Source organism: Streptomyces sp. BK340 (assembly GCF_007827595.1).
In the GTDB taxonomy this organism is placed as follows: Bacteria; Actinomycetota; Actinomycetes; order Streptomycetales; family Streptomycetaceae; genus Streptomyces.
In genome coordinates this window covers 1-14693 of the sequence record NZ_VISR01000061.1, presented here as the reverse complement: position 1 = coordinate 14693, position 14693 = coordinate 1, and the positions used below count along the sequence as shown (strand labels likewise).

Sequence of the window (14693 nt, the reverse complement as noted above, 5' to 3'; positions counted from 1 at the left end):
TCGTACTGGACGTACTTGGGCTTTCGCCCGGTGCGGCGAGAGTGCGTGCCAGGCGTCGTGGGGCAGACGGGAATTTGACGACAGGGCCTAGTGCCGAGACCGCATAGGTTTGCCGGCTTGTTTGGTCACGTGGCGAGGACGGGCCTGCCTCCCCATCGGATGCCTTTCTCGCTGCGGATGCGGGCGCGTTCCCTGCGTTGGGCGGCCAGGACATCGGGGTGGCGGGCGTTGGCGTTGCTCCAGCGCAGGTAGGCGTGCAGCGCGCGGGTCCGGACCGTGTGGTTGGGGTGGTTGGAGCTGGCGAGGGTGAACTGCCGCAGCGGTCCGAAGTGCGCCTCGATGGGTGTCGACCACCGGTTCCAATGCCCGGTTGCCCACGGCCCAACGCTTCGCCGTCCTACCGATCAACCGATCCAACGCAAGTGTCGGAACCCGAACAAAACAGCCGTCAAGTCCGAGACGAGTTCGGGCCTTTCGCGGCCGGGGAGGTGCGGGGCTCCGGCCCCGCACCTCTCAGCGGTCCTGCGCCTCGCAGTACCGCTTCAGCCCGGCCGCCTCCATGTCGGCGTACCGGCGGGTCAACCTGCCGTACGGCAGTGCGAGCAGCGGCGCCATGAACCCCTTCTGCTGCAGGCCGAGCACTACCCGGGACCGGTCCGCACCCAGCGGCTCGATCCGGTACGTGCTGATCGTGGTGAACGCCGGGTTCTGGGAGCGCCACTCGAAGCCGCGCCCGGCTTCCATCGCGGTGACCTGCCACACCTCGGGCCCCAGCTTGGGCCGCCGGACCTCCGCCTCGCTTCCCACCACCACCGGGCCCTCGGACAGGAGCCGCACGCCCGCCTTCGACAACGTCCAGCGAGGCCAGCCCTCGACGTCGGCCAGCACCGCCCACACCCGCTCCGACGCCGCCGCGACATTCACCGTCACCTGGTACCGCACTCGTGTTCCCTTCTTCGAAGCCAGGTCCCCCACGGTACGGCCCCTCACGCGGTGACCTTTACTCAGCACGTCTGCCAGAGTGCCGGTTCGAGCCTTCGCTGCGCCGTTCCGCGGCTCGACAGTGAGCGCTTTCAGCGCTGACGCTCCAGGGTGAGGACAGCGGCGGAGATTGACAGGGTCCAGGTCTGGTCCGGCCAGCCGTGCGCCACCGGCCCCTTGGCCAGCTCCTGCTCCAGCACCGCGAACAGCTCGTCACTGAGCAGCGGCGATGACGCAGGTCCCTTCGAGGCCAGGGCTCTCGGCCCGTCCTGGGCCCAGGTCCTGCGCCAGCGCTGTACCGACCGGACGCTGACCCGCAGGTCGTGCGCGATGACCGCGTTCTCCTCGCCCAGGGCGAACCGCCCGGCCGCCTCCATTCTCAACTTCTCGCGGAAGGCTCGCCGTTCGTCGGTCAGCCAGCCCCCTTGCGCACACCTCACGCAGTCGGCATACCGCAGGGATCATGGGCCGTCAGCCCATACCGACACCACGCTTTGAAGCTCAGTAACAGCTGAGGCTCCAGCCCGGAAACCAAGGCTGAAACGGCTGCGATCAGCAGACGGCATGGCGGGCCACATCGATGTCTCCATGGCCGTGGCCCGCCTCTATCGCGAACGAGACTTCCGCCAGGTCGCTTGAGAACTCCGAGCCTCCGCGGTCGCATACGACCTGGCATCCCAGCTCGTCAACGGCCCATGATGTGACAGCCGCAGTCCGGCAGGACACTCGATCGGGTTATTGCGGCCGGTGCCGGGCATGGGAACAGGGTCTCTTGGTAGCTCGGAGGGTGTCTACGCCAACTCGCCTTCCAGGAAGCCCTGTTGTTGCCGTTGTATGCCACCGCCGAGACGGCGTCCACCTTGCTCACTCTCGCGTGTGACTGTCTACCTCACCGGTTCGGGAACGCCGCCGACACCCCGATGCGTGAGCGGCGGTATCCGACGGACATGACGGACGCGGAGTGGGCCCGGATCCTGCCGCTGCTGCCGACGCCGGGCTGGATGCGCGGCCGAGGCGTCTGGCCGGAGGCGTATTGCCACCGGGCCATGCTCGATGCGATCCGGTACCTCGTGGACAACGGGATCAAGTGGCTGGGCGATGCCCGTCGACTTTCCGCCGTGGGACCGCATCTACGCGTTCTTCCGCCGCTGGCGCGACAATGCCCTGGTTAAGGAGTTCCACGACCGGTTGCGCGCGCGGGTCCGCGCGGAGCTGGGGCGGGACGCGCAGCCGACGGCCGCGGTGATCGACTCGCAGTCCGTCAAGGCGGACGCCGTCGTCGGCACGGACAGCCGCGGCTTCGACGGAGGCAAGCTCATTAACGGCCGCAAGCGGCACGTCGTGGTCGACATCCTCGGTCTGCTGTTGGGCGTGATGGTCACCGCTGCGGATGTCGGCGACCGCACCGCTGCCCAGATCGTGCTCAGGCAGGTCGCCAATGCCCACCATCGCCTGGAACTGGTCTGGGCCGACGACGGCTACACGGGCAGCCTCGTCGAGCACTGCCTGGCCACGTTCGCCCTGGTCCTGACGATCGTCAAACACAGCGACGACCTACGCGGCTTCGTGGTGCTGCCCAAGCGGTGGATCGTCGAGAGCCTCTTCGCCCACCTGATGCGAAGCCGCCGCCTGGTGCGCGACTTCGAGCGCCGCACCACCAGCGCCGAAGCGATGGTCTACTGGTCGATGACCCTGCTCATGACCCGCCGCCCGGCCCGTGCTGGTCGCCGCGATCGGCGAATGGCTTTGACCACCAGGGCTGTCACTCCCGCATGCCATGCTGACCGCGGCCAGCGAGAACGGGCGAGGGGAGACATCGCAGATGGGGGCCCGCTACTACGTCGCCGACAGTGAGAACGGCGACCGCATCGACGACCCGTCGGAGGACGCGCTCTTCATGATGATCAGCGACCTCAACGACTCGGACAACACCTCCATCGTCGTCCAGCCGGACGATGACGACCCCCTCTGGTTCGCCTCCATCGCTGTTCTGGAGGAGGGCGGCTACGAGGTCGTCCTCCGCGACACCACCCACAACGAGCACGAGGTGACCAGCTCAACCAGCATCAACGACATCGCCCGCGACCTCACCATCTGGATGGCCGCCCGCCACCATCCCGGACGGCCAACCAGCCAGATCACCGACTTCTAAAACACGGCCTAACGGCCCGGGACCGTCCCACCGGCCGGCTCTGTCACCGATGAGGAACCCACGGGCAGCTCTCCCGTACCGCGACCATGCTGCACACGCTTCTCGGCACTCGTCGTCGGTGCGGCGAGCCGACGCTCGCCTCTGTCTGACCACACGCGGCCTGTCCTACCTGACAGGCAGGGACGCAGCGCACCATATCCGCTTTCACCGTAGGAACCCCACATGGCAGTCGAGTTCGAGGCGTTGCAGTACGCCGCATGGAGCTGCGCGACGACATCAGCAACCTACGGCGAGAACACCCCGCCTCCCGGGAGCTGGCCGTTCCGAGGATTCGCCACCGCGCGACCTCTCAGCCGAGAGCCCGCCATGATCCGCACTGAGAAAACCGAAGGCGCCTCCCACAGGCGTCCAGGCATGATCAGCCCTTCCGCCCCTCGTCAGGAGAGACCACGATGCTTTCCCACATAGATGACCTGTTCGACCCCGGCCTGCTCGCGCGCTGCCTCGACGAGGGCTTCGTACGTGAGCAGACCCACCCCACGTTGCCGCTGCGCATCCTCAACTACACCGAGAAGGCACAGTTCGAGCGCGAGTGGAACCAGGTCACCCGGCAGTGCCGCGGGCTCGTCATCGACCGCCAGGGGCGGATCCTGGCCCGGCCGTACGCCAAGTTCTTCAACTACTCAGAGCACCCCGAGGGCACCTTCGGTCTGGACGACCCAGTCGTGGTCACTGACAAGCTCGACGGCTCGCTGGGCATTCTCTACTCGGTGCCTGGCGGCGGCTACGCGATCGCCACCCGGGGCTCCTTTGCCTCGGACCAGGCCCTGCACGCAACGAAGGTCTGGCAGGAGCGCTACGCGGCCACTGCCACGATCAAGCCTGGTGTCACTTACCTCTTCGAGATCATCTTCCCGGAGAACCGAATCGTCTGCGACTACGGGACCATGGACGACCTCGTACTGCTGGGCGGTGTCGATCTCGCGACGGGAGCGCCCGTCCCCGCGGAGGACCTCCCGTGGGACGGGCCCCGAGTAGGCACCTTCGACTTCGCAACGCTCGCCGAGGCGCTGGCCGCTGCGCCGCGCCCGGGCGCCGAAGGCTTCGTCCTGCGCTTCCCTGGCCACGACGACTCCATGATCAAGATCAAGCAGGACGACTACGTGGCGCTGCACCGGATCATTACCGGCCTCAACGCCCGGGCGGTCTGGGAGCGCCTCGGCGCGGGCGACACCACCGCCGAGATCTGTGACGGGCTGCCCGATGAGTTTCACGGCTGGGTCAAGGACGTCGCAGCCGACCTGACCGCGCAGCGCGACGCGATCCTCACCGAGGCGAGTGCTCAGCACCGGCGCATCCTCGACGCGCTGGCCGAAGGGTGGACGCGCAAGGACTACGCCGCGCTTGCCAGCCGTTCGCCGCTGCGCGCCTGGCTGTTCCAGCTCCTGGACGGCCGTGACCCGTCGGCCCGGATCTGGCACACCCTGCGCCCCGAGGGCGACCTGCGGCCCGTCAACCCCAACACCGAGGACAACTCCTGATGCCCACTCTGCACTTCACCCGTGGCCTGCCCGCCAGCGGCAAGACCACCTGGGCGCGCGCCTGGACGGCCGAAAACCGTGGTGGCCGGGCCCGCGTCAACCGCGACGACCTGCGGGCCATGCTCGATTCCGGCGAGCACATCAAGGGCGTAACCGAGAAGCGCGTGATGGCCGCCCGGGACGCTGCGATCCTCGATCTCCTGCGCCGCGGTTATGACGTGGTCTGCGATGACACCAATCTGCCGCAGCGCGTCGCCCGTGACCTGGCCCGCCTTGCGGACCAGGCCGGTGCCGGGTTGTGCGTGCACGATTTCACCCATGTCCCGCTTGCCACCTGCCTTGATCGGGATGAGGCCCGCGCGGCTTCCGTGGGAGAAGGGGTCATCCGCGACCTCCACCAACGCTACCTAGAGGGCAAGCCCACACCACTGCCGCTGCCCGAGGAAAGCCCGGCGGTCGCGCCGGTGGGGCGGGCATACGAGCCGAAGCCCGGCAGTCTCAAGGCGGTCCTCGTGGACATCGACGGGACGGTCGCCCTGATGACGGGCCGCAGCCCGTTCGACGAGACGCGGGTACACGAGGACGTGCCGAACCCGCCAGTCGTCCAGGTTGTACGGGCGCTGCACGCGGCGGGCAACCAGATCGTGTTCCTCTCAGGCCGCACCGATAGCTGCCGCGAGGCGACCGAGGCCTGGCTGACCGAGCACGTCGACGTCCCGTTCGCGGGTCCGTTCATGCGGCCGACTGGGGACTCCCGGAAGGACTCGATCGTCAAGATCGAACTCTTCGACGCCCACGTACGAGACACGTTTGACGTCGTCTGTGTGCTCGATGACCGCAGTCAGGTCGTCCAGGCCTGGCGGGCCATCGGCCTGACCGTCCTCCAGGTCGCCGACGGCAACTTCTGACCCCGCGAACACTCGCACCTCAACCGCCGTTTCACTCCCCCAACACCGCGCCGCGCCGGGCGGCACGTCCCGGCGCGGCGCCCTTGCGAGCAGTACGAGTACATCAACGGCCTGTGGCAGAAGCTCAAGACCGACGTGCTCGACGCGGCTGTTCGCCGGCAGGGGCTGGTGCCGGGGGTTGCCTCCTGGATGTCAGGAGGGCCTGGTAGAACTCGCTGGCCACGTGGGCTTGAGGCCTCGGATGGCTTCGCTTCGTGTTTTGCCCTCGGTGACGCGTCGCTCCACGTAGAAGCGGGCGCGGGTGTCTCAGCGCAGGTGGGCGATGACGATGGTGCAGAGCGCTGAATCGGCCTGGCGGTCGCCGCCGCGGTTGAGCCTGCGGCGCTGGGTCTTTCCAGCCGATGCTTCCACCGGGCTGACGCCGCAGAGGGCGGCAAAGGATGCCTGCGGGCCGAAGTCTGGGAGCACCTCACCACCGACCGGTCCGCGCTGCCGACCCGGGTCCACCGGGCCGACGCCGGCTCGGGCCGGCCGAAGGCGCCGCAGCTGCCGTTCGACACCTGGCCAGCCGGGCGCCCGCACTCCCCCGCGCCCACGCTTCCGAACCCACCTGGTTCCCCAACGAGAGGCACCCGCCGCACTACGAACTGAAGGTGTGGAACGAGGAGAACGGGTGGGTATCGCTCGCCTGGTTCATCGGCGGCCGCACCCCGGCCGGTATCGCCGCGGCGCTGCCAGGCCACGCCCCCCGCAGAGGATCCCCAGCGCCGTCGCGAAGGCCCGGCGCTTGCCCAGGGTGATGGCGGAGCGTAGCCCCAGAGCGGTGTCCAGTCCCGGCATGATGGTAAGCATGCCTGCCACTACGGCGAAGGAGGCGATAGCAGAGGAAACGGTCATGCGGTCATCCTGAAGCCGCGGTCGCGATCACGTCCAACGCCGTCTGGTTCACTGCATATCAGCAGGACTGATGCCGCTGCTCGCTCGGCGCTTCGCCCCTGGGAGTCGGCCACACCTCAAGCGCTCCCTCGGTTGTCTCCGGCTTGACGCAACCGGTCAGCGGAGGTCCTTGTCACAACCGGAGTGGGCCGAACCCCTGACTCCGCTGTTCTGGTCCCTTGTCCGCCGGTACGGAGAAGTGAACCTCGACATGGACGCCCGCCACCGCCCGTGACAGCCAGTGCCGCTGCCGGGAGCGGCTTGTGGTGACGCGGAGTCGGCACGAGCGGCCTGGGCGGTTACTTTCCCTGCCTGTTGCCGGAGGTGTCGCACAGCGCGTGGTCGACGAGGTCGCTGGCGGCCTTTTGCTGACGGATTGTTTTATGGAGGTCGTTGAAGCTGGTGGACATGGAGACGGTGACGGTGCGGCTGCCGTCGTCGGTGGCGCCGTTCAGGGTGATGTAGCCGGCTTCGCCTCCTTCGTGGCTCCAGTAGCTGCCGCCGCAGCTCAGGGGGCGGTTGACCAAGCCGAGGCCGTAGCGTCCGCCGGGCCAGAACGCCTCGAACGGCTTGGGGACCGGGACGGTGTCCTGCATCTCGGCCATGCGCGCCTCGGACAGCAGTTTGCCGCCCAGCAGTCCCTGGAAGAAGCGGTTGACGTCCGCCGTGGTGGAGACATAGCCGCCGAGGTCGGGGACGATCTGTTCGGTGACGTCCGTCCGTTCGCCGGAGGCGAAGACCTGGTAGCCGTCGGCGTGCGGGCGGCGAAGGGTGGACGTGGTGCCCGGCAGGTAGGTGTGGTTCATGCCGAGCGGTTTCAGGATCCGGCTCTCAACCTCCTCCTGCCATGGGTGCCCGGCGGCCTGCTCGACGATCATGCCGAGGACGACGTAGCCAGTGTTGGAGTAGCTCCAGCCGGTGCCGGGCTGGAAGTCCGGGTGGTGCTTCATCGTCCGAGCGACGATCTGCTCGGGGGTGTAGGTGTCGTAGCGGTGCTGGTAGTACTGGTGCGCGGTGTCGTAGCCGGGAAGGTCGTCGTGGAGGCCGCTGGTGTTCTGCAGCAGCTGGCGCACGGTGATCTTCCGTCCGTCATTGCCGTTGCCGTCGATCAGACCGGGCAGCCAGCGGTCCACCGTATCGTCCAGCGACAGCTTGCCGTCGTCGACCAACTGAAGGATCACCGTGGCCATGAGCGCCTTGCCGGTACTGGCTATCCGGAAGTAGCCGCCGCGGGGCACTGGGCGGTTCGCGCCCGCCACGGCGACGCCGGCGGTGCCCACCAGATCCCGGCCGGAGGTGGTGGCCACCCGCGCCTGGACGCCGGTGATCCCCAGCGCCTGGATGACATCGGTGTCCCGGTGCAGGTCGTCCTGCTGGTAGCCGGGCGCGGACTTCGCGGTCGCGCCGTCCGAGGGCTGGACGGCTATGGCCACACTCGCTGCGCCGACTGCGGCCACAGCGACGGCCAGCCACCGTCGGCCGATCCGGGGGTGACGTTGCTGGGACGGGCCGTTCTGCGGCGCGGAGGCCGGGGTTGTGGGTCTCATGAATCACACGCTAGGCAGGCGTCGAGTTGCGTGTCGCTACCACAGGCGGCCGATGGAAAACTACAGGTGGCTGTAGTGCCGCAGGGGCGCCCGGCACGTACCGTGACGCGCCTGGGGGCCGCTCCCGGTCCCGCACGAAAGACGAAGGAGAACCGGTGCACGGCGTGATCGGCGAGGCCCGCGCATGGTCGGTCCGGACCGGGCGCAGCGGACGCTACCTGCTCGGCACCCTGATGACCGCTACGCTGACGCTCGTGGCGGCGCCACTGCTGTGCGTACCGTCGCTGGCAGCTCCCTGGGCGGAGCGCGACCGCCGGCGCGCCGGGGCGCTGCTGGGCCGACCGGTGGAGCCGCGCCCGCGCGCCCTCCGCCGCGACCTTGCGTGGCTCGTGGCTCAGGTGGCCACCGGCCTGCCCGCGGGCACACTCGCCCTGCTGTGCCTGGGCAACCTGCTCCTCACCCTTGTCGTCACCGTGGGGTGGTGGGCCTTTCCCACGTCGGATCCGCCACGGCTGCTGCTGCTCGATGTCCGTATCAACAGCTGGGCCTCCGCGCTGACGATCAACCTGGCGCAACTCCTGCTCCTTGCGGCGCTGGCGGCCATCGCCCTGCCACCGCTCGCCCGGGTGCACGCGCGGTGCTGCCTGGCAGTCCTGGCACCGTCTCCCGCGGAACAACTGGCCGCGCGCGTCACCGAGCTCACCCGGACGCGCACGGACGTCCTTCAGGCGCACGGCGCGGAACTGCGCCGGATCGAACGCGATCTGCACGACGGCACCCAGGCCCGGCTGGTGGCCATCGCCATACGGCTTGCCGTGGCCGGAGAGAGCTTTCCGCAGGACCCGGACGCGGCCGCCGCGCTCGTACGGCAGGCCCAGGCCGAGACCGAGGCGGCCATGACCGAGCTGCGCTCCGTCATCCGCACCATCTACCCGCCGGTCCTGGCCGACCAGGGTCTCGTCGGCGCGCTCGGCGCCCTGGCCGACAGGGCCGGCGTGCCGACCCGTATCGACATCGGCGACCTCGGTGAGGTCCCTGCCGCGGTCGAAGCGGTCGCCTACTTCGCCGTCACCGAGGCGCTGGCGAACATCGCCCGGCACAGCCGCGCCGCCAAGGCCGCCCTCCACGTCACCCGCAACGGCGCGATGCTGTCCGCACAGATCACCGACGACGGGACCGGCGGGGCGGACGCATCCCGAGGCAGCGGCCTGAACGGAATTCGCCGCCGCGCCGCCGCCCTGGACGGCACCATGAAGATCAGCAGCCCGCCGGGCGGCCCGACCACCATCACTGTGGAGCTGCCGTGCGTGTAGTCATCGCCGAGGACAACGTCCTGCTGTCCTCCGGACTCGAACTCCTGCTGGGCTCCCAGGGCTTCGAGGTCGCCGCGATCAGGGATGACGCCCCCGGCTTCCTCGCCGCCGTCGAGACTCACCGCCCGGACGTCACCATCGTCGACGTGCGGCTGCCCCCGACCTTCCGCGACGAGGGCATCCGCGCCGCCCTCCGAGCCCGCCGTGATCGCCCCGGGCTTCCCGTCCTGGTCCTGTCCCAGTACGTCGAGCAGGAATACGCCGGCCGCCTCCTCTCCGACACTCGCGGCGGCATCGGCTATCTGCTCAAAGATCGGGTGAGCCGCATCGCTGAGTTCACCGACGCGCTGCGCCGCGTGGCCGTTGGCGGCACCGCCATGGACCCCGAGGTCATCGCCCAGCTCCTCGCCGTCCGCGGCGATCCCGTCGACGCCCTCACCCCTCGCGAACGCGAGGTCCTGGCTCTGATGGCGGAAGGGCACGACAACGCCGCCATCGCCCAGCGGCTTTTCATCACCGACAACGCCGTCCACAAACACATCGGCAGCGTCTTCCTCAAACTCGGCCTGTCAGCCGGCGACAGTGGCCACCGCCGGGTCCGCGCCGTCCTGGCCTACCTCCGACGCCACGGCGGCACCAAACCCAGCCCCTTTTGAGTAATCAAGCCTCAGAAGCTGGCGGATGGGATGCGATCGAGCTGACCACGTCGAGCGATCCGGGCCGAGGGAAGTTCACCGACCGAGCACTGGCCGAACGGTGGCGCAAGCACCACGGAGAGCACGCGGTACTCGGGCTGCTGTCCTCGCAGGAGAACCTGAGACGTCCCCGCAGGTGACTAGCTCCCCTGCCTCTTGTAATCCGGCCCCAGGTCGACCCGCCATGCTGTACCGCAGCGCCTGGCCACTCGGATCCAGGACATGGACCTCGGCGCAGCGGGTCGCGACGTGGGCAGCGGCGAACAAAACGTCGAGATCGTCTACACCCCGACCAGAGGATCAGAAAGACGGGCAGTTGTACTGCGTAGCCAGGGGTACCGTGACGCAGTATGTACTGCTCGCCGCCGATTGCGGGACGGCGAAGACGGCGGTGCGCGAGCGGGGCATCACGACGCTGCCGAGCTGTCGGACGAGGGTCGCCTGGTCGCTCGCCCCGGCAGCCAGGCGGTAGAGCCCGATGGGAATCGTGTCTCCCTGCTTGAAGCCGTCGACGACCAGTCGGCGCTTGCTCTCACCGCGCAGTCGTGCCCGTTCCGGGTTCGTCGGTACGGCAACCGACTGCTTGTACGAGGCGGTGGTGCTGCCCTGGGTGGCGCTGATGGTGAAGTGGCCCGCTGCCGCCAGGCTTTCACGGGCGGCGGACTGCGGGACGAAGTCCCAGGTTTCACTTTGCATCACGCCGCTGCCGATGTCGTACACCCGCAACCGCGCACCGTTGAAGAGCGACTCCGGAGGCTCGTACCGGTCGAAGGTGAGCTTGCCGGCGGTGGGCTGTGCGGTGGTGGTGTAGCTGTGGCGGCCGTCGGAGACGGTGACGGTGACCGCTCGCTCGGCCGTGAAGCCGTGCAGGCACAGCGCGTTCTCGCGAGTAAACACGAGGTTGCTGGGGCCTTTGATTGTGCTCATCCATACAGCGGGCGAGGTGGCGAACCCCGCAGGCAGAGTGGACAGATCCCGCTTACATTCGGGGGCGTCGCCGTCGCCTGCCGCGAGGTTTCTGAACTTCCCCTGCAGTTTCGGGCCCTTGCGCGGCTTGGGTGTGCGTGCGCCTGCGGCTTGTCGGCTCTCCACTGCGCTTCGTGTTGTCGTGTTCGTTCGACGTGTGGCGTCCTGAGTCGCCGAACCGCATCCAGCGGCGGCGATGGACAGTAGCACCAGACATCCGACTAGTTGTCGACGCTTCATCAGGGTTTCCTTTCATGTGCTCACCGTGGGCTGCCAGACCCGCACTGCGCGCGGGCCTGGTTCCTTTGCTGGTCGAGGTACTTGCGGTCCGCCTCGTAGTCCTGTCGGCTCGCGGCACCGGTGCGGAATGCGTTACGCAGTTGGTCGAGAGAATCCCGCGCGGCCTGGTCTCCGGTGACCAGGTCACACCGAGCGAAGGCCCAGGCGGCCAGCCATCCCAGCCACTGGGCGCGCACGACGAAATGGCTCTCCAGCGCGAGTGCCTGCCGGATGCCGGAGATCGCGGCCTCCAGGCGCCCTCGGTCCGCCTCCCGCTGGGCGGCGATGGAGGCGGCTAGCGCCTTCAGCTCGCGAACACCTTCGCCGGGCCCTGCGGCGCGGACCCGCCGCACAACGGCATCGATGGTGCCGTCGTCGCTGGTGAGACCAGCATTGATCCGGCAATACTCCACCTGGGCCAGGTTGACCGCGGCTTTGAGACGGCCCAGCGTGGTGAAGTTCGCGTCGGACATCAGCCGCCGGAGGGTGGAGGTGACGCCGGCGATGTCCGAGTCACGCAGGGCTCCGGGAGCGCAGTCCGTCGCTGTCACTGCACGCAGATAAATGTTGCCGGCCAGGCTGAGCTGTGCCCGGAGCCGGATGGGAGAGTTCGCCGGGATGGCCCGGTAGTCGGCGCCGGCGGCCTCCAGCACGGAACGCGAAGCCGCCTGCCCGTTGATAGTGGTCTGTTCCAGGGCGTGGCCCCGGAACAGGTGCACAAGGTCCGAGGTGACGAATCCGGTGCCGGAGTCCAGGTCCGACGTCCCTTTGCCGGGCAGCAGCCGGGCGAAGCCGGCTACGGCTTCGGTGGTACGGCCTGAGTGCCAGGCGTCTAGAGCGGAGGTGAACTGGGCAAGACCGCTGGCTTGCCGGACCAACTCGGCCACCAGGGCGCCCCGGCTGTGGGCAAGGCCAAGGCTCTGGTCCGCGGGGACCGGTGCGCTGGTGTACCAGCCGGCGAGTTCGGGGGCGTCGGGCACCTGGTCGGCGCGAACATACACCACTGGGCGCACGTTGATCTGCCCGCCGGAACCTGGGGTGACGATGCCGCCGACGAGGATGGCGGCGTTGGACTGGCCGACAAACTTCCGGGTGCGGCTGTCGAGGCGGCGGTGATCGCCGTGGAGCAGTTCGGTCAGCGGAAGATCGTACTGCGTTGCGTAGTCGTGTACGACTGTGCCCTTGGGCAGGGCCTTGCTCAGGGCTTGGGCAAAGGTCGAGGAGACATCGTCCAAAAGCTGCTGGTCTTGCCCGGAGCCACGGTCCTTGAAGCCGACCACGGCCACGTCCTGAGGACCGGTCAGCCGGTGCAGCGGGGGCGGTGGGGCCTGGAAGCGCAGGAGTACCACGACCCCGCCGGCAAAGACACAACCGATCACGACTGCGTACATGGCGCGCTGCCACCGAGGCACCTCGGCCAGTTTGTCCCGCAGAAGCTGGGTGACGGACCCCAGAAAACCGGTCAGACCGACCAGGACACCGATGAGGGTCGCTGCCCGGCCGGGTTTTGCGCCCAAGGCGTTGGCCAGAGTGAGGGATGCCGCCAGAGCCAAGCTGATACCGGCTGCCACCACCCAGATCTTTGTGCCGCCCTGGGTATGATTTGTGCCACTTGGTGAATTTTCTTCCATCCCCTCGCATGTTAAGGGCGATGACTGGTGATGGCCCGCAGGCGCTACAGGCCATCACCAGGGGAGTTCTCTGAGTGTGCTCCTGAATCCGAGATGCCGGAATGCGCGCCTTTAGTGCGCTTCCGGCCGACTTGGCCTGAGCTGAGGTTTCCCCGAGATACAGGGAGAGGTGACAGCAGGTCAGACGGGCCCCATGAGAGGAACCCTGACTTGCCTACCCGAGGACCCGCTGGAGTTGCGTGAGCGCGCGGTGCGGCTATGCCGGACCGCCGAGCCGAAGCCCGTGATCCGTTGCGTGGCCGAGGAACTCGGGGTGCAACCCGCCTCGCCCTGACGTGCACCGGACTCCCAAGTTGAACGCGTTCAAAAAGAAGGGCTACGCTGAGGTCGAGCGAAGCCGAGGGGGTTCGATGAAGGTAGTGCTGCCCGGGGGAACCGGACAGGTGGGCACGATTCTCGACCGCGCGCTGACGGCGGCCGGCCACGAGGTCACGGTACTGACCCGACGTCCCGTGCGGGCGCACCACATCGGATGGGACGGAGCCACGCTCGGCCGCTGGGCAGCGGCGATCGACGGCTGCGACGTCGTGATCAACCTGGCCGGGCGCAGCGTCTCCTGCCGTTACACCGCCGAGAACCTGCAAGCCATGATGGACTCCCGAGTGGAGTCGTCGCGGGTGGTCGGCGAGGCGACCGCCGCCGCCACGCGGCCACCGCGCGTCTGGCTGCAGATGAGTACGGCGACGGTCTACGCCCACCGCTTCGACGCGGCGCACGACGAGGCGACCGGAGTAATCGGAGGCTCGGAGGCCGGGGTGCCGGACTGCTGGGCCCACAGCATTGAGATCGCGAAGAACTGGGAGCGCGCGCAGGCCGAGGCGCCGACTCCCGCGACCCGCAAGGTGGCGCTGCGCTCGGCGATGGTCATGAGCCCGGATCGGGGCGGTGTGTTCGACGTACTGTCGCGGCTGGCGCGACTCGGGCTGGGCGGTCCGGTAGCCGGCGGCAAGCAGTACGTCTCCTGGATCCATGACGAGGACTTCGTGCGAGCAGTGGAGTTCCTGATCACCCGGGACGACCTCGAGGGTGCGGTGAACCTCGCCTCGCCCGGCCCCCTTCCGCACCGCGACTTCATGCGGGCGCTGCGCACGGCCTGGGGCGTCCCCGTAGGGCTGCCAGCGACGCGCTGGATGGCCGAGTTGGGGGGGTTCGCACTGCGCTCGGACACGGAACTGCTGCTCAAGAGCCGTCGGGTAGTGCCGGGCCGGCTGCGCGCAGCCGGGTTCACCTTCGCGTATCCCGAGTGGGAGAGCGCCGCGACGTCCCTCGTAGAGCGGGCCAGACTGGTTCGTGCGGCAGCGAGGCGGGCCCGTGAATCGAGCCACGCTGTGTAGACGACCACAAGAAGCAGACCAGAGCCACTACTGCTCGACAAAGCCGGTGAGTAGCGGGAGTACGAGCGCAGCCGTGCCGGCCAGGGTGGAGGCCGCACCGGCGCCACCCGCTGATCAATGCGCAGGCGGCGACGGCTCGCCCTCATCCGGCGCCGAGCCGCTGCAACGCCGTGGAGTGCCCTTTAGCTTGGTGTTTAACCTCGGCTGTTCACCTGACCCGCTGATCTTGGTTCGTTACCGGGACAGCAGGGCGGCCGGGTCACGTCCGCTGGAGTGGTGTATCGACGGCCACTCGGCGATCTCGTTTTGAGGCTATGCGGTGAGTTCGGTGGGCAGGACGGCCTCGTCGG

General features: G+C 68.5%; 13 protein-coding genes and 3 pseudogenes. 8 read left to right on the top strand and 8 right to left on the bottom strand.

What is annotated here, in order from left to right; translation table 11 throughout:
- Positions 1–125: 125 nt before the first annotated feature.
- The 4 genes and pseudogenes from FB157_RS49355 to FB157_RS49350 all read right to left on the bottom strand — a co-directional run.
- Positions 126–353 (bottom strand): annotated as a pseudogene (locus FB157_RS49355) (IS630 family transposase); the annotation flags it as partial.
- Between the two features lie 160 nt (positions 354–513).
- Positions 514–942 carry an SRPBCC family protein gene (locus tag FB157_RS46775; protein WP_186582013.1) on the bottom strand — a complete coding sequence of 143 codons (429 nt, stop codon included), beginning with the start codon at positions 940–942 and terminating at the stop codon, positions 514–516.
- 170 nt (positions 943–1112) lie between these two features.
- Positions 1113–1358: pseudogene (locus FB157_RS46770) on the bottom strand (helix-turn-helix domain-containing protein); the annotation flags it as partial.
- Between the two features lie 512 nt (positions 1359–1870).
- Positions 1871–2029, bottom strand: a complete 159-nt coding sequence (locus FB157_RS49350) for a hypothetical protein (protein WP_261387069.1) — start codon at positions 2027–2029, stop codon at positions 1871–1873.
- Here FB157_RS49350 and FB157_RS49345 point away from each other — a divergent pair.
- The 5 genes from FB157_RS49345 to FB157_RS46750 all read left to right on the top strand — a co-directional run bounded on the left by FB157_RS49345 (position 1983) and on the right by FB157_RS46750 (position 5582).
- On the top strand, positions 1983–2153 hold the full coding sequence (locus FB157_RS49345) for a hypothetical protein (RefSeq protein ID WP_261387068.1): 171 nt from the start codon (positions 1983–1985) through the stop codon (positions 2151–2153). The two genes, FB157_RS49350 and FB157_RS49345, sit on opposite strands and share 47 nt — an antisense overlap.
- Positions 2080–2835: an IS5 family transposase gene (locus FB157_RS48155; protein WP_186582015.1), complete on the top strand. Its 756-nt coding sequence runs from the start codon at positions 2080–2082 to the stop codon at positions 2833–2835. The genes FB157_RS49345 and FB157_RS48155 overlap by 74 nt, the downstream gene beginning before the upstream one ends.
- Complete coding sequence (locus tag FB157_RS46760) at positions 2804–3133, top strand: hypothetical protein (protein ID WP_145887918.1); 330 nt, start codon at positions 2804–2806, stop codon at positions 3131–3133. Before FB157_RS48155 ends, FB157_RS46760 begins: the two co-directional genes overlap by 32 nt.
- A gap of 452 nt (positions 3134–3585) precedes the next feature.
- The gene (locus tag FB157_RS46755) at positions 3586–4674 is read left to right on the top strand and encodes an RNA ligase (RefSeq protein WP_145887916.1); all 1089 of its coding nucleotides are present in this window, start codon (positions 3586–3588) and stop codon (positions 4672–4674) included.
- The gene (locus FB157_RS46750; protein WP_145887914.1) at positions 4674–5582 is read left to right on the top strand and encodes an AAA family ATPase; all 909 of its coding nucleotides are present in this window, start codon (positions 4674–4676) and stop codon (positions 5580–5582) included. The genes FB157_RS46755 and FB157_RS46750 overlap by 1 nt, the downstream gene beginning before the upstream one ends.
- 192 nt (positions 5583–5774) lie before the next feature.
- On the opposite strand, the pseudogene FB157_RS49825 reads toward FB157_RS46750, so the two are convergent.
- Positions 5775–6029 (bottom strand): annotated as a pseudogene (locus tag FB157_RS49825) (transposase); the annotation flags it as partial.
- Between the two features lie 788 nt (positions 6030–6817).
- Positions 6818–8065, bottom strand: a complete 1248-nt coding sequence (locus FB157_RS46740) for a serine hydrolase (protein WP_145887912.1) — start codon at positions 8063–8065, stop codon at positions 6818–6820.
- A 155-nt stretch (positions 8066–8220) separates the two neighbouring features.
- Between FB157_RS46740 and FB157_RS46735 the strand changes: the two genes are divergently transcribed.
- Positions 8221–9378, top strand: coding sequence for a sensor histidine kinase (locus tag FB157_RS46735; protein WP_145887911.1), 1158 nt, complete (start codon positions 8221–8223; stop codon positions 9376–9378).
- Complete coding sequence (locus FB157_RS46730) at positions 9369–10034, top strand: response regulator transcription factor (RefSeq protein WP_145887909.1); 666 nt, start codon at positions 9369–9371, stop codon at positions 10032–10034. Before FB157_RS46735 ends, FB157_RS46730 begins: the two co-directional genes overlap by 10 nt.
- Before the next feature lie 339 nt (positions 10035–10373).
- Here the strand turns inward: FB157_RS46730 and FB157_RS46725 are convergent, their stop codons facing one another.
- Together FB157_RS46725 and FB157_RS46720 are read right to left on the bottom strand one after the other, a co-directional pair.
- Positions 10374–11000 (bottom strand): hypothetical protein, encoded by a 627-nt coding sequence (locus tag FB157_RS46725; protein WP_145887907.1) that lies wholly within the window; start codon positions 10998–11000, stop codon positions 10374–10376.
- A 299-nt stretch (positions 11001–11299) separates the two neighbouring features.
- Positions 11300–12949, bottom strand: coding sequence for a hypothetical protein (locus FB157_RS46720; RefSeq protein WP_222441053.1), 1650 nt, complete (start codon positions 12947–12949; stop codon positions 11300–11302).
- A 410-nt stretch (positions 12950–13359) separates the two neighbouring features.
- Between FB157_RS46720 and FB157_RS46715 the strand changes: the two genes are divergently transcribed.
- Positions 13360–14343, top strand: a complete 984-nt coding sequence (locus FB157_RS46715; protein ID WP_145887903.1) for a TIGR01777 family oxidoreductase — start codon at positions 13360–13362, stop codon at positions 14341–14343.
- The last annotated feature ends 350 nt before the right edge of the window (positions 14344–14693 follow it).